19 protein-coding genes and 1 pseudogene are annotated in these 20,221 nt (G+C 71.3%); 8 read left to right on the forward strand and 12 right to left on the reverse strand.

Annotation, left to right across the window (positions count from 1 at the left end; translation table 11 throughout):
- Window positions 1-274: 274 nt before the first annotated feature.
- The gene (locus tag IEY89_RS41535; protein ID WP_189149385.1) at window positions 275-1,036 is read left to right on the forward strand and encodes a hypothetical protein; all 762 of its coding nucleotides are present in this window, start codon (window positions 275-277) and stop codon (window positions 1,034-1,036) included.
- A gap of 136 nt (window positions 1,037-1,172) precedes the next feature.
- Here the strand turns inward: IEY89_RS41535 and IEY89_RS23075 are convergent, their stop codons facing one another.
- Window positions 1,173-1,781: a type 1 glutamine amidotransferase family protein gene (locus IEY89_RS23075; RefSeq protein ID WP_189149386.1), complete on the reverse strand. Its 609-nt coding sequence runs from the start codon at window positions 1,779-1,781 to the stop codon at window positions 1,173-1,175.
- Between the two features lie 130 nt (window positions 1,782-1,911).
- Between IEY89_RS23075 and IEY89_RS23080 the strand changes: the two genes are divergently transcribed.
- A complete protein-coding gene (locus tag IEY89_RS23080) occupies window positions 1,912-2,508 on the forward strand; it encodes a YdeI/OmpD-associated family protein (RefSeq protein WP_189149504.1) in 597 nt (198 codons plus the stop codon).
- A 30-nt stretch (window positions 2,509-2,538) separates the two neighbouring features.
- On the opposite strand, the pseudogene IEY89_RS41960 reads toward IEY89_RS23080, so the two are convergent.
- Window positions 2,539-2,778: pseudogene (locus IEY89_RS41960) on the reverse strand (protealysin inhibitor emfourin); the annotation flags it as partial.
- Between the two features lie 48 nt (window positions 2,779-2,826).
- On the reverse strand, window positions 2,827-3,732 hold the full coding sequence (locus IEY89_RS23085) for an NAD(P)-dependent oxidoreductase (protein WP_189149387.1): 906 nt from the start codon (window positions 3,730-3,732) through the stop codon (window positions 2,827-2,829).
- Window positions 3,733-4,176: 444 nt separating this feature from the next.
- Between IEY89_RS23085 and IEY89_RS23090 the strand changes: the two genes are divergently transcribed.
- The gene (locus IEY89_RS23090; RefSeq protein WP_229695378.1) at window positions 4,177-6,426 is read left to right on the forward strand and encodes a beta-N-acetylglucosaminidase domain-containing protein; all 2,250 of its coding nucleotides are present in this window, start codon (window positions 4,177-4,179) and stop codon (window positions 6,424-6,426) included.
- A 179-nt stretch (window positions 6,427-6,605) separates the two neighbouring features.
- Here IEY89_RS23090 and IEY89_RS23095 read toward each other — a convergent pair whose 3' ends face one another.
- The 4 genes from IEY89_RS23095 to IEY89_RS23110 all read right to left on the reverse strand — a co-directional run bounded on the left by IEY89_RS23095 (window position 6,606) and on the right by IEY89_RS23110 (window position 9,579).
- Window positions 6,606-6,893, reverse strand: a complete 288-nt coding sequence (locus tag IEY89_RS23095; protein ID WP_189149388.1) for an SCO5918 family protein — start codon at window positions 6,891-6,893, stop codon at window positions 6,606-6,608.
- Window positions 6,894-7,038: 145 nt separating this feature from the next.
- A complete protein-coding gene (locus IEY89_RS23100) occupies window positions 7,039-8,589 on the reverse strand; it encodes a DEAD/DEAH box helicase (RefSeq protein WP_189149389.1) in 1,551 nt (516 codons plus the stop codon).
- 283 nt (window positions 8,590-8,872) lie between these two features.
- Window positions 8,873-9,076, reverse strand: coding sequence for a cold-shock protein (locus tag IEY89_RS23105; protein ID WP_006373337.1), 204 nt, complete (start codon window positions 9,074-9,076; stop codon window positions 8,873-8,875).
- Between the two features lie 362 nt (window positions 9,077-9,438).
- On the reverse strand, window positions 9,439-9,579 hold the full coding sequence (locus IEY89_RS23110) for a hypothetical protein (protein WP_373287278.1): 141 nt from the start codon (window positions 9,577-9,579) through the stop codon (window positions 9,439-9,441).
- Between the two features lie 342 nt (window positions 9,580-9,921).
- Here IEY89_RS23110 and IEY89_RS23115 point away from each other — a divergent pair, with 342 nt between their 5' ends.
- On the forward strand, window positions 9,922-10,668 hold the full coding sequence (locus IEY89_RS23115; RefSeq protein WP_373287279.1) for a DUF4142 domain-containing protein: 747 nt from the start codon (window positions 9,922-9,924) through the stop codon (window positions 10,666-10,668).
- Window positions 10,669-10,685: 17 nt separating this feature from the next.
- On the opposite strand, the gene IEY89_RS23120 is transcribed toward IEY89_RS23115, so the two are convergent.
- On the reverse strand, window positions 10,686-12,383 hold the full coding sequence (locus IEY89_RS23120; protein ID WP_189149507.1) for a glycoside hydrolase family 13 protein: 1,698 nt from the start codon (window positions 12,381-12,383) through the stop codon (window positions 10,686-10,688).
- A gap of 322 nt (window positions 12,384-12,705) precedes the next feature.
- Here IEY89_RS23120 and IEY89_RS23125 point away from each other — a divergent pair, with 322 nt between their 5' ends.
- Window positions 12,706-13,659, forward strand: a complete 954-nt coding sequence (locus IEY89_RS23125; RefSeq protein ID WP_189149390.1) for an LAETG motif-containing sortase-dependent surface protein — start codon at window positions 12,706-12,708, stop codon at window positions 13,657-13,659.
- Window positions 13,660-13,763: 104 nt separating this feature from the next.
- Here IEY89_RS23125 and IEY89_RS23130 read toward each other — a convergent pair whose 3' ends face one another.
- Window positions 13,764-14,771 carry a nucleoside hydrolase gene (locus tag IEY89_RS23130; protein WP_229695379.1) on the reverse strand — a complete coding sequence of 336 codons (1,008 nt, stop codon included), beginning with the start codon at window positions 14,769-14,771 and terminating at the stop codon, window positions 13,764-13,766.
- 144 nt (window positions 14,772-14,915) lie between these two features.
- On the opposite strand from IEY89_RS23130, the gene IEY89_RS23135 reads away from it, so the two are divergent.
- The 3 genes from IEY89_RS23135 (at window position 14,916) to IEY89_RS41970 (ending at window position 16,604) form a co-directional block, all read left to right on the forward strand.
- Window positions 14,916-15,830 (forward strand): hypothetical protein, encoded by a 915-nt coding sequence (locus IEY89_RS23135; RefSeq protein ID WP_189149391.1) that lies wholly within the window; start codon window positions 14,916-14,918, stop codon window positions 15,828-15,830.
- Window positions 15,831-15,963: 133 nt separating this feature from the next.
- Window positions 15,964-16,266: a hypothetical protein gene (locus IEY89_RS41965; protein WP_373287280.1), complete on the forward strand. Its 303-nt coding sequence runs from the start codon at window positions 15,964-15,966 to the stop codon at window positions 16,264-16,266.
- Complete coding sequence (locus IEY89_RS41970) at window positions 16,263-16,604, forward strand: hypothetical protein (protein WP_373287281.1); 342 nt, start codon at window positions 16,263-16,265, stop codon at window positions 16,602-16,604. The genes IEY89_RS41965 and IEY89_RS41970 overlap by 4 nt, the downstream gene beginning before the upstream one ends.
- 91 nt (window positions 16,605-16,695) lie before the next feature.
- Here IEY89_RS41970 and IEY89_RS23145 read toward each other — a convergent pair whose 3' ends face one another.
- The 3 genes from IEY89_RS23145 to IEY89_RS23155 form a co-directional block, all read right to left on the reverse strand.
- Complete coding sequence (locus IEY89_RS23145) at window positions 16,696-18,756, reverse strand: TerD family protein (RefSeq protein WP_189149509.1); 2,061 nt, start codon at window positions 18,754-18,756, stop codon at window positions 16,696-16,698.
- A gap of 128 nt (window positions 18,757-18,884) precedes the next feature.
- Window positions 18,885-19,556, reverse strand: a complete 672-nt coding sequence (locus tag IEY89_RS23150; protein WP_189149392.1) for a hypothetical protein — start codon at window positions 19,554-19,556, stop codon at window positions 18,885-18,887.
- Window positions 19,553-20,182, reverse strand: a complete 630-nt coding sequence (locus IEY89_RS23155) for an RNA polymerase sigma factor (protein WP_229695380.1) — start codon at window positions 20,180-20,182, stop codon at window positions 19,553-19,555. The genes IEY89_RS23150 and IEY89_RS23155 overlap by 4 nt, the downstream gene beginning before the upstream one ends.
- Window positions 20,183-20,221 lie beyond the last annotated feature (39 nt).

Genomic DNA, 20,221 nt, shown 5'->3' on the forward strand with positions numbered 1-20,221 from the left:
GGTCGGGGGAGCAGGGCGCACCGGCAACAGGTCTGACGCAGCCCGCGCCGGTTCCGTCGCCGTCGCCGGCCCCGAGGACACCTCATCCAGGGAGGAAACCCCCTGACAGCCGAATGGCTCCACGTCGCGACCCATGCGCGCACCGAGGAAACGTGCTGGTCAGCGGGGTTATGGCGAGCGGGACAGGGATTACCGGGAGTCCCCGAGCGGTTGCGGTCGGTGGCCGGTGTTCTCACCGTGGGCCCAAAGAGAGCAGCTCTCGAAAGGACTGCGCATGCGCGCCCTCGTATCCCGTTCCGGCCTCGGCCCCCGCTCCCGCGGGCTCCTCCTCCCGTCGTCCGTCGTCTGTGCCGCGCTGATATTCGGTCCGGTCGGCACAGCCGTCGCCGTCACCGACGCGAGCCGGGACGCCTACGCCTCCATCGGCGCCCACACGTCGTGGTCCACCATGTCCGCCGCCGCCTCGACGGCCGCCAGGACCTCCGGGTCCTCCTACGCGGACCAGGTGCTCAAGCGCCTCGGCTCCCTGGAGCGTGCCGACCGCAGCGACGTACTCGCCCCGGTCCTGAACGTCCTGACCGACCTCACCGAGCAGACCGCCACCGGCCGCATGACCGCCACCCAGGCGGCCGGGTTCGCCCAGGCGGTCGAGACGGCGAACGCCTCGCTCAAGCAGCGCCTGGCGGAACGAACCGGTACGACGAACCGGGCCGCGGCAGCCATGGCCGACCCGATCTCGGACCTCCTGGACCAGCTCCAGGCAACCCTCAGCGACCTCCTCGACACGGTGACCGGCCTGGTCGACGGCCTGCTGGGTACGGTCACGGGCCTGGTGAGCGGCCTCCTGGACACCCTCGGCGGCCTCCTCGGGGGTCTCCTGGGCGGCCTGCCGCCACTGCCGGTGGAACTGCCCCCGGTCGAGCTGCCCCCGCTGGAGCTGCCGCCGGCCCCGCTGCCCCCGCTGCCCGCACTGCCCGCACTGCCCGCAGCGGGGGGCGTGGCGGGAACGGGGAGTACGGCAGCCACGGTTCGGTGACACGGACTCGCTAGGGTCTGTCGTTTGGATCCCGCCTGGGCCGCGGGGCATGGCACGCACCACACCCCGCTCACCGGCAGACAACGGCACCGCAACCCGAAGTCAGCGTGATCCAAACGACAGACCCCCGGCATGCTCAGCGCAGCGCGGCCTCACCCGCGCGGACGGCACGCAGGGCACGCTCGACGCTCTGCCCGTTCTCGCCGACCGGAGCCACGTAGTCGAGGACGTCTCGCGCTGCGGCCTCCCCGAGCGTCCGGGTGATCACCCACGCGGCGAGGTACTGCGAGGCCAGGCAGCCGCCCGCCGTGGCGATGTTCCCCTCGGCGTGGAACGGCACGTCCAGCACGGTGACGCCACCGGCCTCGACGAAGGGCCGGCTCGTCCTGTCCGTGCAGGCGGGCATGTCACCCAGCAGACCGAGCCGGGCGAGCACCAGCGCCCCGGAGCACTGGGAACCGATCAGCTGCCGGGCGGGGTCGAGCGACAGACCGGCGATCAGCCGGTCGTCGGCGACCACCTCACGCGTCTTCACCCCGCTGCCGATCAGCACGACATCGGCCTCGGTCGCGAACTCCATCGGACGCTGCCCGGTCACCTCGACCCCGTTCATCGACGTGACCACGGGCGTCGGCGTCGTGATGAAGGCCTCCAGACCGTCCTGACGGCACCGGTTGATCAGTGCGGAGGCGATGAAGCTGTCGAGTTCGTTGAACCCGTCGAAGGTGACAACGGCTACCTGCATCGCAACTCCCCAACTACGCGTACAAGTGCGGCGGTCGACGGCGGATGAGCGGCGATCAGCGGCGGGCCGCCCGCCGGCCCGTGGCGCGAGTATGCCCCAGCCCCGCGAACCGTTCCCACCGCACCGGCCGATGTGGTTCGCTGCCGGAGTGACTCAGGACCTGGAGACCGTCGACTTCCCGTCCGCCGAGGCCTTCGAGGCATGGCTCGGCGAGAACCACGCGGTCTCGCCCGGCATCTGGCTCAAGCTGCGCAAGAAGGGCCCCGGAATCGTCGCGCTGAACTACGCCCAGGCGCTCGACGTGGCGCTCTGCTACGGCTGGATCGACGGCCAGAAGGCCGCGTACGACGACGAGTGGTGGCTCCAGCGGTTCACCCCGCGCAGGGCACGCAGCAAGTGGTCCAAGGTCAACTGCGGCAAGGTGGCCGTCCTGATCGAGCAGGGCCGGATGCGTCCGCAGGGGCAGGCGGAGATCGACCGGGCCAAGGCGGACGGCCGCTGGGAGGCGGCGTACGACAGCGCGCGGACCGCGACCGTCCCGGACGACCTCGCGGCGGCCCTGCTCACCGACCCGGCCGCGGCGGCGTTCTTCGAGACCCTGGACCGGCAGAACCGCTACGCGATCCTGTACCGCGTCCAGGACGCCAAGAAGGCCGAGACCCGGGCCCGCCGGATCGAGACGTACGTGGCGATGCTGGCGAAGGGCGAGAAGCTCTACCCGAAGTGATCCCCGAGCCGCCCGAGCAGGGCGGCCGAGGACGGTCGTACCGGCGCCGTCCACCACCGCGACCGTGTGGCTCGTCGCGTCCCGCGCGGAGCCGGGCGGATCCCCCTCGGCCACCGGGGCAGCGGCCGGCAGGGCCGCCGTCACCAGCCATGCCAGCTCCGCCGACTCCGCCGCCGCGGCCTCCTCGGACAAGGCATCGGTGTCCAACTCCTGCGGCGGCAGCCCGAGTCGGATCGCCGCCGCCTGCCCACCGTGTCGCGCCAGAGTCACCCTGCGGACAACGCGTCCACCTGCCGGTGCAGAGGCCAGGAGGCTCGCCTACTTCTCCGCGAAGGACGCGAAATAGGCGGCGGCCATGTCCTCGTCCCCGTGCCCCTGCTCAGCGGCCCGCCGGAACCGCTCGGCGCTCGCGGCGGCCACGTCCAGCCGTACGCCGTGCCGCTCGCCCGCCTCGACGATCAACCTGGCGTCCTTCGCCGCCGTGGACACCGCGAAACTCGCCGGAGTCAGTCCGCCGTCCAGGATCAGACCCGCCTTGGCCCGCAGGTAGCCCATGTCGAGCGGACCGCCGGCGATCGCGTCGAAGAAGCTCTGCGGGTCGACGCCGAGCGCCTGGGCCAGGGCCAGCACCTCACCGGTCGCGCTGGTGGCGGCGAGCACCCAACTGTTGGCGACCAGCTTGAGCCGCGTGGCACTCCCCTCGCTCCCGTCCTCCCCGGTCCACACCGTACGGGCGCCCACCGCGTCGAAGACGGGCGCGACGTCCGCCCGGTGTTCCGAGGGCCCGGCGGCGAGCACGAGCAACTGCCCGGCCTCGGCGGGCTGCCGGGTCCCCAGCACGGGCGCGTCGAAGAAGACCAGCCCCAACTCCCCGGCCAGTGAACCGAGTTCACCGATGGCGTCCACCCCGGCAGTTGTCGACTGCACCCACGCGGCCCCCCGACGGAGCGCGGGCGCGGCCTCGCGCACGACCTCCCGGACGGCAGCACCGTCGTACAGCATCGTCAGGACGACATCCGCGTCCCGTACGGCGTCGGCGGGCGTGCCGGAAACCTGGACGCCGGTCTCGGCGGCCAGCGGCTCGGCCTTGGCGCGGGTCCGGTTCCACACCCGGACGGCATGCCCGGACCGGGCGAGGTTACGGGCCATGGCGGCGCCCATGATGCCGGTGCCGAGGACGGCCACGGTGAGGGCGGGGCTGCTCTTGCTGTCGGTGTCGGTCATGAGGCCAGTTAAGCAACCGGTGAAGCACGTGGGCGGGGTCTTGCCAGCGGGTGATTCCATCCACCAATATTTCGCACGATGGATAAAATATTGAACCGGAGCCGGCCGTGACACCGGCACTGAAGTCAGCGAGCGGTGTCCTGGCCGCACTGGCGCTCTGTCTGCTGGGCACCGCCCCGGCCCCCGCGGCAGCGGCGACGACTCGTTCCGCCACCGCCGCCGCCCCCCTCCCCCACATCTGGCCGACCCCCCAGCAGGTGAGACCCGGCCACGGCACCCACCAGGTCCCGAAGCAGGTCGTCGAGGTCATCGGCCACGCCACCGACCCCGCCGCCCGGACCCTCGTCGAACGCGTCCTGCGCGACGCCGGCGCCCGCACCATCCGTACCGTCACCGCGGGCAGGCCGATACCCCCCGCCGCCCTCACCCCCCTACGCGATCGGCGTGCGCTCGTTCGCCGTACCGCTGGACGACATCAGCTACACCGCGTGGAACTGCCCTGCCGACGAGCGGAAGTTCGGCACCGGAGGCGGCGCGGCCGGCACCGCGCAGTCGGCCCTCCTCAACTCCGTCGTCAAGGACTTCGTCGACGCGCACGACGACGTGACCCCGCTGGAGATGGTCCCGACCGAGTACTCCGACCTCGCCGACTCCCCGTACAAGACGGCGCTGCGCGAGCTGCTGCACCCCTCGGTGGTCGTCGAGTGGACCGGCGTCGGAGTCATCGCCCCGACGATCAGCACCGAACAGGCGCGACAGGCAAAGGAGTTGTTCGGTCACCCGATCCTCATCTGGGACAACTACCCGGTGAACGACTACACCACCAGCCGCCTCCTCCTGGGCCCCTACACGGGCCGCGAGGCAGGCGTGCCCACCCAGGTCACGGGCATCACCGCCAACCCGATGGTCCAGGCGGAGGCCAGCAGACTCGCCCTGTTCACCTCGGCGTCCTACGCCTGGAACCCGAAGGCGTACGACCCCCGGACGGCGTTCCTGGCCTCGGTGAAGGACTTCGCGGCGATCGCGCCGAGCTCCACGAGAGCCTCTCTCCAGATCTTCGCGGAGAACAACTACTCCTCCCTCCTGGACGCCACCGAGTCCCCGGCCCTGACCCCGCTCCTCAAGGCGTTCACGACGGCGTACGAGGGCGGCGAGGACCTGGGCAGGGCGGCCCGCGCCCTCACCACCTACTTCACGGCGATGGCCGCAGCCCCCGCCGACCTCCGCGCGAACCTCCCCAACCCGCCCTTCCTGACCGAGACGTCACCGTGGCTCGACAAGCTGGGCGCATACGGCGAGGCAGGCACCACCGCCGTACAGCTGATGCTCGCGCAGACGAACGGTGCCCCGGACGCGGTCGCGACCCTCTACGCCCGACTCCAGTCGCAGCGCAAGCACCTGGACTCGGTGCCCCAGCAGATCGCCCCGGGCGTACTGGACCGCTTCCTCTTCGACGCGACCCTGCGAGCGGCCCCCGACCCGGGCCCGGACGCCTCCTTCACCCCGACGTCCCTGTCCCTGCCCCCCGGCGGCAGCGCGACGTCCACCCTCACCATCGCCGACAACCGCTCCACCACCGCCACCACGACAACCTGGAGAATCAAGGAGGTTGACGGCCTGACGGTCACCCCGTCGTCCGGCACCGTCACCGTCCCGGCAGGCGGAGAGGTGACGGCGACCCTGACCTTCACGGCGGCGAGCGGGTCGGCGGCGGGCACAAGATCCGTGGCCGTCACCGGAGATGGCGACGATCACCTGGTGAGCCGAGCGATCCCCGTACAGATCACCGGAGTCGGCGGAAGCACCCGAGCCCTGACCGCCAACTTCAGTGGCGCGTCGGTCAGTTCGGTCGACCTGGCCACGGGCACGTCGACGGAGATCCCGGTGGGAAAGAACCCGGGTGAGGTCGTGGTCAGCCCGGACGGCCGTACCGCCTATGCGGCGAACCAGGGTTCGGACACGGTGAGCGTCATCGACGTCGCCTCGGCGAAGGTCACGGCGACCGTGGCGGTCGGGGACGTTCCGGCGGGCCTCGCCCTCACCCCCGACGGCCGCACGCTCTGGGTCGCGGACTACTCCGACGACGCGATCCAGCCGATCGACCTGGCCACCGGCACGGCCGGAGCGCAGATCGCGGTGGGCGACGGCCCGGAGAACATGGCGATCACCCCGGACGGCACCACCCTGTACGTGGCGAACATCCACGACAGCACGGTGAGCCCGGTGGACCTGACAACAGGCAGCGCAGGCTCACCGATCGCCGTCGGACCGAACCCGTTCAACGTGGTCGCGGCTCCCGACGGGCGGACGGTGTACGTGTCCAACTCCGGCGGCTCGACGATCACTCCCATCGACACCGCCACGAACGACACCCGCCCGACCTACCTGGTCACCGGTCAGGCGTACGGCCTCGCCGTCTCCCCCGACGGCCGCACCCTCTGGGTCAGCGCGAGCAACGGTGACACGATCACCCCGCTCGACACGGTGACCGGCGCCCCGGGCACCCCGGTCACCGTCGGCCGCTCCGCCTTCGACATCACCCTCGACTGGAACGGCACCACGGCCTACATCACCACAGCCGACGCCGGCACCCTGGTACCGGTGACAACGTCAACGGGGAAGGTAGGCACCCCCCTCAAAACGGGCGCCTACCCACTGGCCGCGACGGTCACGGGAGTACCGGTCAACTCATAAATCCGGACGGTTCACCCGCGCCCGGTTCTTTGGGGGCGCGGGGAACTGCGCGAGCAACCACGACGCACCCGCAGCCAACAAACCAACCGTTCAAGGGGCGCGGGGAACGGTGCGCACCCCCCCCACCCGCAGCCAGAAAAGCACCGCACCGCCAGACGGACCCGGCCCCAAACGGAGTGCTACTGCATCTCGGCCCACGGGTCGATGACCGCCGGACGGGCCGGCGCAGCCGCCGCGGCCGGACGGCACGTGAAGCCGAGCCGAGTCAGCGCGGCGATCATCTCCTTCTCGGTGAAGTCCCGCCGGTCGAGGCGGGTGATGACCGCGCCGACCTGCTTGACGGGGTACTCCACGCCACCGATGCCGACGGCCGCACTGGTGATGGGCTCGGGAGCTACCCCGTCCATCTTGTGCGTGACCTCGCTCATGATCAGGTCGAACGGGAATCGGGCGATCACACAACGCATGGTGCCTCCGCAGGTCAGAGAAGGGTCCGGGGGTCAGTGGTGCTGGGGCCCGTCAGTCGTTCTGGGCCAGGTGATGCGTGGCGCCGGTCGGCCTGAACCGACCGGCCGGGTGGCGCCGGTACGACGCCGGGGCTTGGGGCTGGGGTCAGCCGGCCTGACGTGCGTCGGAACCCGGGCGCCGGTTGCGGGGCGCCCTGCGCCGACGGCTGCGTGGCTCGCCGGTGGGATCCTGCTCCGTACGGGGCGACGGGTTACCGCCCGACACACGCGGCGGCTTGGCACCGCCACCGGTCGGACGCGACGCCTTCTTGGCAGTGCCGCCGCCCGTCGCACGGGTCTTGCCCGCGGCGCCGCCACCCGCGGTGCGCGCCGTGGCCGCACCGCCCTCGGCGGACCCGCGGCGGGAGCGCGAACCCGAACCGGAACCCGAGCCCGAACCGGACCGGGACCGGGAGGATCTGGACCGGCCGGAGCCGTCGCCCTTCGGGGCGGACGGCGGGGTCGGGGCCGGGGCCGGGATGACCACGGGTATGCCGGACGGCGTACGGGCTCCGGTGATGCGGGTCAGTTCGGCGGCGCCGGGGGAGACCTTGGCCGTGTTCGGGTCGACGCCCGCCGCCCGGGTCAGGCTCCGCATCTCGCGGCGCTGCTCGGGCAGGACCAGGGTGACCACGCTGCCGGAGGCTCCGGCACGGGCCGTACGGCCGCCGCGGTGGAGGTAGTCCTTGGCGCCGCCGGGCGGGTCCACGTTGACGACCAGGTCGAGGTCGTCGATGTGGATGCCTCGGGCGGCGACGTCGGACGCGACCAGCACGGTGACCTCGCCGGTCTTGAACTGGGCGAGCGTGCGCGTCCGTTGGGGCTGGGAACGACCGCCGTGCAGCGCTCCCGCACGGACGCCGCTCTTCAGCAGGTGCTTGGTGAGACGGTCGACGCTGCGCCGGGTGTCGAGGAACATCAGCACGCGTCCGTCGCGGGCGGCGATCTCGGTGGCGACCGTCTTCTTGTCGACGTCGTCGACGTAGAGCACGTGGTGCTCCATCGTCGTGACGGCGCCGGCGTGCGGGTCGGTCTGGTGCACCACCGGCTCGTGCAGGTAGCGGCGGGCGAGCCGGCCGACGTCCGCGTCGAGCGTGGCGGAGAACAGCATGCGCTGCCCCTTGCGCGGCACCTGGTCGAGCAGATGCGTGACCTGCGGCAGGAAGCCCATGTCGACCATCTGGTCGGCCTCGTCGAGGACGGTGACGGAGACCCGGTCGAGGCGGCAGTCGCGGCGGTCGACGAGGTCGCGGAGCCGACCGGGCGTCGCGATGACGACCTCGGTGCCGGCGCCCAGCGCACGGGCCTGACGGGCGATGGGCAGCCCGCCGACGATGGTGGTCATCCGCACGCTCATGGCGCGGGCGTGCGGGGTGAGCGCGTCCACGACCTGCTGGGCGAGCTCACGGGTCGGTACGAGGACGAGTGCGAGCGGGCGTCCCGCCTCGGCGGTCTGTCCGGCGATGCGGGCCAGCATGGCCAGGCCGAAGGCCAGGGTCTTGCCCGAGCCGGTCTGACCACGGCCCATGACGTCGCGGCCCGCGAGGGTGTCCGGCAGCGTGGCTGCCTGGATCGGGAAAGGAACGGTGATGCCCTCGACGGTGAGGGAGGCCAGCAGCGAGGGCGGCAGGCCCAGGTCGGCGAACGACCGGTTCATGCAGAACCTTCCTCAATGCGGCACGTCGACAGAATCACGGCAGCGCTCAGCGTCCGCCGCGACAGCGGCGGCACACAGGACAAAAAGGCCGTGGGGACGGGCCGAAAGGAAACGAGCGGTGAAGGGGATGACCCCCCTGAGAACCAGGGACGGCGACGGGCGACCGGAGTCCGGCGCGAAACCGCCCCTAAAAAACTGTGAGCCGGGGCCCGCACCCCTAGGTGCGGGACCCGGCCACAATCACGTGTGTCGATCCACTAGTGGATCGCCAGGATCACGCGGATCAGGCGGGGAGAATGTTCTCCGCCTGGGGGCCCTTCTGACCCTGCGTGACGTCGAACGTCACCTTCTGGCCCTCGTGGAGCTCACGGAAGCCCTGCGTGGCGATGTTCGAGTAGTGAGCGAAAACGTCGGCGCCGCCGCCGTCCTGCTCGATGAAGCCGAAGCCCTTTTCCGCGTTGAACCACTTCACGGTACCGGTGGCCATGTTAAATCTCCTTGGGGCATGCTCGGGGGCCCGCACCGTGCGGACCCCGCGTCGCCGCAATGATTGCCCCGACCGGAGAAGAACACCGAAATCTTTGGGAACCACAACTGCAACTGAAAACCACGCTAGCACACAACGTGCCGACGGGGAGCAGCGGCAATGTCACACGTCCGGCGGGAATAGTCTCCGCAGCTCAACGCGGTCCCAAGCCGTGGGGACGTCCTCGCGGCCGGCCAGGGCAGCCGCAGCCGTCAGGCACCCCGGCCGCAGCCCCTCAGCGGCGTCCCGATCTTCGAGCAGGGCCGTCGGTCACCCGTGCGGCGAAGGCGCCGGGTACCGCAGCTCTTGGATCTCCTCGGGCTTCACGAACCGTCGCCCGAGGAACTCTGCTGTCCGCCCGAGTTCCGGTCGGAGCGGGACGACCTGCGCAGCGCCTCGCCGGCCGTCAGCGTCACGCGGGCCACCCCGCGCACCCAGCGCGGCCCGCCTCGCGACGCCCACACGACACAGACGCATCCTCCGACGACCAGCACGAGGACGCCGATCGGGCGAGCATCTCCACGCTCTTCCCCCGCTCCACGGCCCTTCGGGTGCGGGACCCGGCATCCGGCATCCGGCATCTTGCTCAGTTCATGACACCGTCCGCCGCAGCCGTGCCTCCGGGGCGGCGCCCGCGACGAACGTGCAGGCGGTGTTCACCGCCCGGTCGTCGCGGCAACGCCGCCGTCGGGGTGCCGCCGAAGGTTCATGGCGCACCTTTTACGGAGGCCTTACGGAGACGAAAGGCTGCGGCCACCACCCGTCTCCGTATCCCTCCTCGACGACTCCCCGTCGCGTCAGGAGGCATGGTGCGTTTCACCCGGAGCTCGACCGGCACCCTTTTCGTGGGTGGCGCGCTGGGCCTGACCCTGGCCGCGCTCGCCTATCCCGCCGTGCTCGGTGTCCAGAACGTTTCCAGTTCGCCCTCGCGAATCGTCGCGCAGACCTCCGCCGGGCCGTTGACGGAGGCCGACCGCGACTTCGTGGTGAAGGTGCGGGCGGCCGGCCTCTGGGAGTACCCGGTCGGGCAGATGGCGATCGCGAAGGGGACCTCGCCGGCCGTCGTCACCGCCGGGCGGCATCTCGTCGCCGGACACGCGGCGCTGGACGCGACCGTGCGGCGGATCGCTCCGCAGCTCGGGGTCACCCTTCCCAACCTGCCCAGTCCGCAGCAGCAGGGGTTCGTCTCCACGCTGACCTCGGACAGCAGGGGGACGCGGTTCGACAGCGACTTCGCCAACATCCTGCGCATCACCCACGGGTCGATCTTCAACACCGTCGCCAAGATCCGGTCGACCACCAGGAACACGCTCGTACGCGCCCTCGCCGACCAGGCCAACACCACCGTCCTGGACCACATCTCGGTCATGGAGAAGACCGGGCTCGTCAATTTCGACACCGTGCTCTTCCAGGAGACCACCCCGCCGAAACTGCCCGCCTCCGAGGTCACCCCGCCGGTCCCCGTGCCGGGCGCACCGACGGTCGTCCTCACTGCGCCACCGGACAACGCCTTCAGCCCCTCCGCGAGCCCGACCGGTCCTACGGCGGGGTGACTCCCGCACTCATGGCCTCAGTTTCCGAGCCAGGCCGTCGTGTCCGGGCCCAGGCGGCCGTCCTCCTCCAGCGGTGCGCTGCTCAACAGGACTTCCCCGGGCGGCAGTTCGACCGGCCCGGCCGTCAGGTTCGTCACGCAGCGCCAGGTGTCCGTGCGGGTGAGGTCGAGGACACCGGGGGCGGATTCCGCCGCCCAGGTCAGGTCCTCGCCGTCCAGCAGACGGCGGCGCAGGGCGAGGGCCGTGCGGTACAGCTCCAGGGTCGAGCCCTCGACCCCGTCCTGTGCCTCGACGGCGTACGACGCGAATCCCGGCGGCTGCGGCAGCCAGGCACCGCCCGCGCCGAAGCCGTACGACGGGCCGGTCGTCGTCCACGGCAGCGGCACCCGGCAGCCGTCACGGCCCTTGCTGGTGTGCGCCGACTGTTCCCAGATCGGGTCCTGGAGGGCCGCGGCGGGCAGGTCGGCCACCTCCGGGAGGCCCAGTTCCTCGCCCTGGTAGACGTACGCCGAACCCGGCAGCGCCAGCATCAGGAGCGTGGCCGCCCGGGCCCGGCGCAGGCCGGCCGTCTCGTCGACCGGCGGGGCGGTGCCGTCCGACAGGAGCCAGGCGTTCAGGTCGGTGCCCGGCGGGAGTGTCAGGCGGGAGGCGTGGCGTACGACGTCGTGGTTGGAGAGGACCCAGGTCGCCGAGGCGCCCGCCGAGTGGGCCGTGGCGAGGGAGTCGGTGATGACCCGACGCAGTTGCTCCGCGTCCCAACCAGCTTGCAGGTACTCGAAGTTGAAGGCCTGGCCGAGTTCGTCCGGGCGGGCGTACAGGGCGCGGCGGGCGCCCGGGACCCAGGCCTCGGCGACCGCCATCCGGGGCGGGGTGTAGGCGTCGAAGATCTTGCGCCAGTCGCGGTAGACCTCGTGGACCTCGTCGCGGTCGAAGAAGGGGTGCGTTCCGGGTGGGAGGGCGGTCAGTGCCTCCGCGCCGCTCAGTTCGGGAGCGCCCAGGTCACGCAGCGGCACGTCGAGGTCCTTCGCCAGGGCGTGGGCGACGTCGATACGGAAGCCGTCCACGCCCCGGTCGGACCAGAAGCGGAGCGTGGTGCGGAAGTCGGCGCGGACCTCCTCGTTGGCCCAGTTGAGGTCGGGCTGTTCGGGCGTGAAGAGGTGCAGATACCACTGGCCGTCGGGCGCCTGGTCCGCCTCCACCCGCTTCCAGGCGCTGCCCCCGAACACCGACTGCCAGTCGGTGGGGGGCAGTTCGCCGTGCTCACCCCGCCCGTCGCGGAAGACGTAGCGGTCGCGGGCCGGGGAGCCGGGGGCCGAGCGCAGCGCCTCCTCGAACCACACGTGCCGGCGCGAGGTGTGGTTGGGGACGATGTCGACCATGACCTTGAGGGCAAGCCGGTGTGCCTCGGCGACCATGGCGTCGAAGTCCTCGAGGGAACCGAGGCGGGCGTCGACGTCACGGTAGTCGGCGACGTCGTAGCCTCCGTCGGCCAGTTCGGAGGGGTAGAAGGGGCTGAGCCAGAGGGCGTCCACGCCCAGTGTGCTCAGATGCGTCAGGCGCCGGGTGATGCCCCTCAGGTCGCCCAGTCCGTCGCCGTCGGCGTCGGCGAAGCTGCGCGGATACACCTGGTAGAAGACGGCCTGGCGCCACCAGTCGGGGTCCCGGGAGGAGAGGTCCGGCGACTGCGCGTACGGCTGCGACCGGCGGTCAGGCATGGGTTCGGACACTCGATGTCTCCTAGCTGTGGCACTTCTCCGGCGACAAGCCCAACTCTGTCCACTTCGCCGGGACCGTGAACCCCCGCGCCCCCGGAACACACCCTTCCTTGTGTGCCGGAATGGTGATGAACCGCGAACATTCTTTTCATTCCCGCAAGTTGACACTCCGGTCCGCACGATTCACGATGTGCAAACGCTGTGGCGCATATGACAGATGAGCCCGGCGTTCCGCACACCAGACTCCCTCGGCACGGCCCGGCCGCACCGCGCTGCCCTCCCGCCGTACCCGGGTTCTCGCACACGCCAAGATGGGATCCGCATGTCCATACTGAGACGTGTCAACGCGCTGCACCTCCTGGGGACGGGCGCCGCCACGATCGCCCTCTGCGCGGCCTCCGCCTCGGGCGCCTGGGCCACCGGCACGCCCGGCGGTGACGGCTGGGGTTCCAAGACCGGCGGCTACAAGCCCGGCGCCGGCGCGGGCACGAAGACCGAGACCGACCGCTGCCAGTTCTCCCTCGACGGGCAGAACTTCTTCGACTCGGTCCGCGTCGACGACCAGAACCTCAAGCCCACCGACGACGGCAAGGTCCACATCCAGGTCCGCACCGCCGGTGACGCCAGCACCTGCACCGCGTCCCTCGCCTCCTACATCGCCCACGGCGCCACCTTCGGCACCTCCGGCCTTCAGGTCTTCGTCGACTTCGACACCGTCACGGTTCGGCAGGGTCAGACCGACTCGCTCGACATCGCGGTGCCGGACGCGGGCTGCTTCGCGCAGATCGACCTCTACCGGGGCAAGGTCAAGTTCGACGGCGACTTCGACGCCAACGACGGCTTCGAGCACGGCGACCTGCCCAAGGGCCCGGACCGTCCGGTCATCAAGGACAAGCTGATCGCCGCCTGGAACGGCGGTACGAAGGACTGCACGCTCACGCCTCCGCCGGCCGAGGAGACCCCGGGCACCCCGACTCCGACCCCGACGCCGCCGGCCGAGGAGACCCCGGGTACGCCGACTCCCTCCGAGCCCGCGCCCGAGACGACCCCGCCCGCCTCCGAGACGCCGTCGACCCCGACGCCGTCCGAGTCGTCCCCGGAGTCCACCCCGCCGGCCACCCCTGCGAGCCCGGTCAGCAGCCAGCCCCCGCTGGCCGAGACCGGCGGCGGCAGCGCCACCGGCCCGATCGCGGGCGGCGCCGCGGCGCTGCTGATCGGCGGCGCGGCGATCGTGCTGGCGACCAAGCGACGCAAGGCGGCTCGCGCCGGTTCGTGACCCCGCGCGGTAACGCTTGAGCACGTCCGCCCCGGTACCGCTCCTCGCGAGCGGTACCGGGGCGGACGTCGTTTCCGAACCCCTGGTCCTGGCGCGCTATCGCGCTACCGCTTCTCGACCGTCCCCAGGTACAGCTTCACGTACCGCTCCACGCCGACGTCCAACGCGACGTCCACCAGCGGCTTTTCCCGCGTGCCGTGGTGGATCTCGGACTCGCCGGGGCGCGGCCTGCGGTCCACGACCGTCTGGCCCCGGGTCGGGCCAGGGGTCAGGGAGACCTCGACCGGCAGCAGGCTGGTGGTCAGCCCCGCCGGGTCGGCGACCGCGCAGACTGCCCCCGCGTCGCCGAGGCTGCCGGTGGGCGTGGGGTCGCCGGTGGCGGCCGGGTCGCGGTGGGCCAGCAGCCGACCGGCGAGACGCGCACCCGGTTCCGCGCTCGCGCTCAGCCGCTGGACATCGGCCCACGGCACGACGACGCGCCGGAAGACGTCCAGTCCGTACATCGTGATCGGCACCCCGGCGCTGAGCAGGATCGCGGCGGCCTCCGGGTCGTGCCACACGTTGAACTCGGCGACGGGCGTGGCGTTCCCGATCTCCACCGCGCCGCCCATGAAGACGATCCGCTCGATGTTGCGGGTCACCTCGGGGTACGTACGCAGCAGCAGGGCGATGTTGGTGAGCGGCGCGATAGGGACGAGCGTGACCGGGCGGGGCGAGCCGAGGATCTCGCGGCGCAGCAGGGTCACCGCGTCCACGTCGACGGGCATCCGGTCGGTGGGCGCCGACAGGCCGATGTCGCCCATGCCGTCCCGCCCGTGCACATGGGCGGCGGGCCGCGCGGGCTCGATCAACGGCCGCTCGGCCCCACGCGCGACGGGCAGCTCGGGGGCGCCGGCCTGGTCGAGGACGGTGAGGGTGTTGCGTACGACCTGGTCGACGTCCGTGTTCCCGGCGACACAGGTCACCGCGCGGAGGTCGATCCCCGGATGGCGTACGGCGAACAGCAGGGCCAGGGCGTCGTCGATACCGGTGTCGCAGTCGATGATGACGGGCACGGGGTGAGCTGGACTGGCGTCGGGGTGGGCGTGGGCGGTGGGTTCCACAGTCGTCACGGTGAGGGCTCCTTTCCCGGCTGCACAGACTCCCACGCCCTCCGGTGCTCACCCGTACGGCCCGGCCCGCTGGTGGGACCGGGCGCGTGATGGTCCCGTCGAGGGGAGATCTGACGTACCGGCACCTCTGGAGGAACTCCCTTGATGACCCGTCGGCCCTCTCCCCGTGCGGTACGCCTGCTCGCCTCGGCCCTCGGGATGGGCACCCTGCTGACGATGGCCGCGTGCATGCACGACGAGGACCGCGCCGGGGCCGCCATGGAACGCCGGCAGGCCAGACCGGTCGCCTCCCCCACCGCCCCGGTCCCCGCCGCCCAGCGGGCCTCCGCCTCCCCGACCGCCCAGCCCGCCCTCACCGACACCCAGGCCCAGGGCGCCCTCCTCACCGACGCCGACCTCGGGGCGCCGTGGGCCCCCACCGAGGGCGCCGCGATCTGGCGGGACGGGCTGCTCAAGGCGACGACGGACAACGCCGACTGCGGACGCCTCCTCGACGCCGCGTACACGGAGGAACTGGTGGGCGAACCGTCCGGCGCCCGTGCCGTCGTCGGCTTCGACGACTACGACGAGGGCGGGCAGCTCCGCTACCAGGTCATCGCCGCCCACCGCGCCGACGTGGACGAGCGGCTCGCCTGGCTGAAGACGATGCCGCGGAAATGCGCCCGCTTCACGGCGGTCGGACCACGCGGCGCCCGCCAGGAGGTGCGGGTCACGGAGGTCGGACTGCCGCAGGTGGGGGACGCGAGGCAGGGCCTGCGGCTGTCGACGCGCGGCGAACTGGACGGCGCCCCGGCGACGCTCACCCTGGATCTCGCCGCCGTACGGGTCGGCGACGACGCGATCGTCCTCACCAACGGCGGCCTGACCGAGCCCCGCACGGAGTACACCGTCCACGCGGTCCAGGTCGGCGCCGAGCGCCTGAAACAGACCAGGAAGGAGACCGCACCCCTGCCCCAGACCCCGGTGCAGGACCAGAGCCAGAGTCCGACGCGGGGCCCGGTCCAACCCCAGCCTCAGCCCCGGGAGCAGGAGCAGGAAACGGACCAGGACCTGTACTGAACGACCGGGCGACCGAGCAGCCCGGCGGCCCTGCGCCCGTGGGTGGGTGTCTCCTCCACCTGCGCATAGGGCAGGTGGTGTACCTGACACCACCGACACAGGCAAGGCGGCCGGCTCGCCGACCCCGACCGGAATGAGCGAGGCGACCGGCCGCCGCCTGACCGGCGCCGCGGCCATCGCCGCCGCGGTCGCCCTGACCGTCGAAGTCCCCCTGTACTTCGTCTACCCGGGCCCACCCCCGGACGCGAACGTCCTGGCCCGCCTCCTGGTCGGGATCATCGCGCTGGCGTTCCTGATCGTCTTCGTGACGAGCTTCCGTGAACTCGTGAAACGGGTGAACCCGGCGTACGAGTGGGCGGCCTCGCTGGCCTTTTCGACGGGCCTCGTCTACGCGACGATCACCCTGGTCTCCATGGGCCTGGAGGCCGCGCGGTGATCGCCACCGACCACTCGATCGACCCGACGATCGACGTGAACGGCACCTACATCCTCTACGGCTCGATCAGCCGCCTCCTGCTCGCCATGTTCCTGGCGGCGACCGGCTTCACGATCGCCCGCACGAACCTCCTCCCGCGCTGGACCGCCCGCTCGGCCTACGTCCTGGCCGGCGTCAACCTGGCCTTCGTACCATCCCTGTTCTTCGGCAACACCCCGGCCGACTTCTACGCGGCGAACGGCTGGGGCACGACCGCCTCGATGGCGCGATCCTCAGCTACTGGCTACTGGCTGCTGGCCCTGGGCATCTCGACGTACCGCAGCGCCACGAAGCACTGAGACACCTCAACTCCCTTGTCCCATACGCATACGAACATCGCGGCGACCTCCACTCCGGCAGGGCGCCGCGATCGGTGCGGTGGGTCGGGTGTCAGCCCGCGGCGGCCGTCTCCCGTGTACGGGACGACGACGTCCGGCGCTCCAGGTGGACGACGACATGGGCGTGGAAGCGGTCGACGGACTCGTCGACGCTGCGGATGAAACCGGACTCGGCGTTGCCGCGGGTGTTGCCCATGCTCCGGAAGAGAGACAGCCGGAAGCCGGTGATCGGCGTGCCGTCCTTGGGCAGCAGGTCGGCCGGTTCCGGGCGGAGGCGTTCCAGGGTGCCGCGCGGACCGGGTACCTGACCGGCGAGCAGCGCCTCGACGTGCAAGTCGGCTGGGGCGTCGGCGAGTTGGCGGACGAGTCGCTTGGTCCAAGTGAGCGGGTAGCCCTGTTCGGGTACCGGGATCTCGATGGACGTACGCAGTTTGCCGGTCCGCAGGTCCGCGCAGAGGGCGAGGATGCCGGGAGTGCCGTCGATACGGAGTTCGGCCTCCAGCCGTCCGTCCGCGCACAGTTGGTCGGCCAGGGTGGCACGGCGGGTGCGTGGATCGCTTCCGCGTTTCGCGCGCTGCACGGGCAGTGCCTTCTGGCCGAGTTCGCCGCCCAGCCGCAGGCACACCTGGCGGACCAGTCGCTCCCAGCTCTCGACGACGTCGACCGCGCGCGAGTCGCCCTGGCACAGGGTCTCGTCGTCGATGCCGTTACGGACGGGGACCCAGGCGGGGCCCATGTTCTGGAAGCCGTGGCAGCCGGAGTTCTCGTGCTGGAGGTAGTGCAACAGTTCCTGGAGGAGCCAGGCGTGGGCCGCGTTGCCGACGCCCTCGTGACGGATCAACATCTGGGCCTGGTGGGCGACTTCGGCCCAGGAGAGGTGCCAGAGGGCGACCTTGTGCTTGCGCCGGCCGTCCGCCTTGACCTCGACCAGCGGGCTGCCGTCGAGTTCGACGTCGTTGGACAGGGTGATGACGGCCTCGTAGCCGCGCCGGGCCGCGATGTCTGCGTATGCCTGCACCTGGTCCGGCTTGAGGGAGTTGCCGTTCGTCTTCGTCTCGACGAGCGCCGTCCACAACTTGCCGGCCCGCTCGACGCGGATCACGCCGTCGGGGCGGCGCGGGGTGTCGCCGTTGGGCAGCGTGACCTCCGTGAACGTCTCCATCCGGCCGGCCGGCGCACCGAACGCTGCCGTCAACCGCCGTCCGAACTCCGGGACTTGGGTCATCACCGCGAGCAGAACGGAGGTCGCCCGGGTCTCGCGCTCACGGTCGCTCTTGAGAGCGGCGGCGGGGAAGAGTCGCGCCACCCGCCAGGCGTCGTTCTCGGCAAGGGACTTCCTGGCCACCTTGGGCAGCGTGACCTTCTTCTTCGCAGTACGGGGCCGGGGCGCGACCTTGGCCACCGGCTGGTCCGGCGGTACGGGCCGCACCGGCTCCACCTGGCGCTCGCTCGTCGGCTGCGTGGGGATGGCGGGCAGGGGCGCGGCCTGCTCCTGCGGCACGGGCACCGCCTGCACTCCCTGCACTTCCTCCACTTCCTGTTTCTCCGCCGCCTCGGCCTCCGTTTCGGCCTCCGCGTCGTCGTCGATGTCGACGCCGAAGTCCGTTGCCAGGCCCGCGAGTCCGGACTCGTATCCCTGGCCGATCGCCCGGAACTTCCAGTCCCCGCCGCGCCGGTAGAGCTCGCCGAAGAGCAGCGCGCCCACCTCACCGGGGTCGTCGATGGCGAAACGCAGCAGGCTCTCGCCGGCGCCGTCGGCCAGCGTCAGGCACAGGCCGTGCAGGTCGGAGAAGCGGGCGCCCTCGTAACGGCTCGCGGCGACGACGATCCGCTCGGCGTCGTCCGCGATCGCCGTCAGATCGAAGGTGATGCGGTCCTCGTCGCCGTCGGCAGTGGGCGCCTTGCCCAGCAACTGCACGCTGCCGTCGGCGGCGACGGGGTTGTTGTAGAAGTAGAAGTCCCCGTCGCTGCGGACCTTGCCGTCGGCGGTCAGCAGCAGGACGGAGACGTCCGCGTCGCCCTCCCCCGTCGGACTGCTCCAGCCCAGTCTGACCATCACTGAGCCGACATCTTCGCTCAACGCGGCCAGACCGACGTTGGCGCCCTTGACCATCTCGTGCACGAGGCCCCCCAGATGCACCGTAGTGACGTGTGACACGCACCACACCCTGCGCATCAAGGGAACCCTAGCGTCGGTCAGTGACCATTGGCCCCAAATGGTCGGAAGAAACCCCCTGTTCGCTACTTCTTCGGAGCCCCGAAGGCCTCCTCGAACATGGCCCTTCCCTCGTCCGTGGCCTCGGTCGTGCCGCCACACATCGGGACGATGCCGCCGTCCGCGGTGACGAGGTAGTGGGCGCCGATCTCGAAGTCAGGGGCCTCCGAGGACGCATAGTCGTTGCTGAGGCGGACTTCGTGGGAAGGGTTGGCCAGGTTGGCGTCCTTGCGATACCAGTGGTCGACTTTGAGGACCACGCGTCCGCCGTTTTCGGCCGTCACCGTGCCCTCGAAGGCGAGTTCGTGGCCGCGCAGGAGGTCGGGCGTGGGTGCCGCGCACTTCGCCGCCGCCGGGTCGCCGTCCGGGAGCATCAGGGTCAGGGGCTGAAGCTGGGGCACGCTACCGACTCCCGCCGCACCTGCCCCCGCCTTGTCCGCCGTGTCCTCTCCGCCCTGAGCGACACCCCAGCTGACACCGCCTCCCACCAGCAGCAGCGCTGCGAAGGCCAGTGCAGGTACGAGGCGGCGGCGCGGCCGTGCGTCCTGAGTGGCTTTGGCCGGGGGCGGGGTTGTGGTTGTCGCTGTCTGCGTGTTCATCGTGGCCTCCACAAGACGGGTGACGTCGGGTCGCGGAGCCTTCGAGGTCAGTGCCGGGTCCGTGGCCTTCAGGTGGGCCAGCAACTCGTCGTCGTTCATCGACTGCTCCTTCCGTTTCCGTTTCCGGTACCGGTTCCTTGTCCTTCGTCTGTCTCATGTCCGGGGTTCGGGCCGGTCTTTCGTTCCAGCTGGGCCGCCAGTCTCTTCTTCGCCCGGTGCAGCCGGATACTCACGGCGTTCGCGCTCAGGCCGGTCACCTCGGCGATCCGGCTCGGGGTCAGTTCCTCGTACGCCCACAGCAAGACCACTTCCCGGTCCAGCGCGCGGAGTTGGGCGAGCGCCGCGTGCAGGGCGGTGTGGTCGGCGTCCCCCGTCTCCCGCGCCGCGCCCGCCGCCGTCCACGTCAGGCGTTCCAGGAGCGAGCGTCTACGGCGGTCCGCGCGGCGGGCGTTGGCGAGGCAGCCGCGGGCCACGCCGTAGCACCAGGGCAGCACGGCGTCGGGGTCGAGGTCGGGGACGTGCTCCGGCGCCTCCAGGCCCGGTACGTCCAGGCCCGGTACGTCCTCGATACGGCGCCACAGCACCAGCAGCGTCTCCGCGAGGACGTCGTCGACCTGGTCGGGTTCGGCGCGCCGCAGCAGATAGCGGTGCAGGGGTGCCGTCACGATGTGCGCCAACGCCTCGAAACGGGCCCGCTGATCCCGGGCGCCCCTCTTCTCCGTCATGGATTCCACGCCCCGACCTGTCCGGCACCGGGGGAATCC

The sequence above is a fragment of the Streptomyces lacrimifluminis genome (genome assembly GCF_014646095.1).
In the GTDB taxonomy this organism is placed as follows: Bacteria; Actinomycetota; Actinomycetes; order Streptomycetales; family Streptomycetaceae; genus Streptomyces; species Streptomyces lacrimifluminis.

Bases quoted from the DNA above. Each gene is read 5' to 3' on its own strand.
- IEY89_RS41535 (WP_189149385.1), top strand. From the start codon at position 275: ATGCGCGCCCTCGTATCCCGTTCCGGCCTCGGCCCCCGCTCCCGCGGG.
- IEY89_RS23075 (WP_189149386.1), bottom strand. From the start codon at position 1,781: ATGCAGGTAGCCGTTGTCACCTTCGACGGGTTCAACGAACTCGACAGC.
- IEY89_RS23080 (WP_189149504.1), top strand. From the start codon at position 1,912: ATGTGGTTCGCTGCCGGAGTGACTCAGGACCTGGAGACCGTCGACTTC.
- IEY89_RS23085 (WP_189149387.1), bottom strand. From the start codon at position 3,732: ATGACCGACACCGACAGCAAGAGCAGCCCCGCCCTCACCGTGGCCGTC.
- IEY89_RS23095 (WP_189149388.1), bottom strand. From the start codon at position 6,893: ATGCGTTGTGTGATCGCCCGATTCCCGTTCGACCTGATCATGAGCGAG.
- IEY89_RS23100 (WP_189149389.1), bottom strand. From the start codon at position 8,589: ATGAACCGGTCGTTCGCCGACCTGGGCCTGCCGCCCTCGCTGCTGGCC.
- IEY89_RS23105 (WP_006373337.1), bottom strand. From the start codon at position 9,076: ATGGCCACCGGTACCGTGAAGTGGTTCAACGCGGAAAAGGGCTTCGGC.
- IEY89_RS23115 (WP_373287279.1), top strand. From the start codon at position 9,922: ATGGTGCGTTTCACCCGGAGCTCGACCGGCACCCTTTTCGTGGGTGGC.
- IEY89_RS23120 (WP_189149507.1), bottom strand. From the start codon at position 12,383: ATGCCTGACCGCCGGTCGCAGCCGTACGCGCAGTCGCCGGACCTCTCC.
- IEY89_RS23125 (WP_189149390.1), top strand. From the start codon at position 12,706: ATGTCCATACTGAGACGTGTCAACGCGCTGCACCTCCTGGGGACGGGC.
- IEY89_RS23135 (WP_189149391.1), top strand. From the start codon at position 14,916: ATGACCCGTCGGCCCTCTCCCCGTGCGGTACGCCTGCTCGCCTCGGCC.
- IEY89_RS41965 (WP_373287280.1), top strand. From the start codon at position 15,964: ATGAGCGAGGCGACCGGCCGCCGCCTGACCGGCGCCGCGGCCATCGCC.
- IEY89_RS23145 (WP_189149509.1), bottom strand. From the start codon at position 18,756: ATGGTCAAGGGCGCCAACGTCGGTCTGGCCGCGTTGAGCGAAGATGTC.
- IEY89_RS23150 (WP_189149392.1), bottom strand. From the start codon at position 19,556: ATGAACGACGACGAGTTGCTGGCCCACCTGAAGGCCACGGACCCGGCA.
- IEY89_RS23155 (WP_229695380.1), bottom strand. From the start codon at position 20,182: ATGACGGAGAAGAGGGGCGCCCGGGATCAGCGGGCCCGTTTCGAGGCG.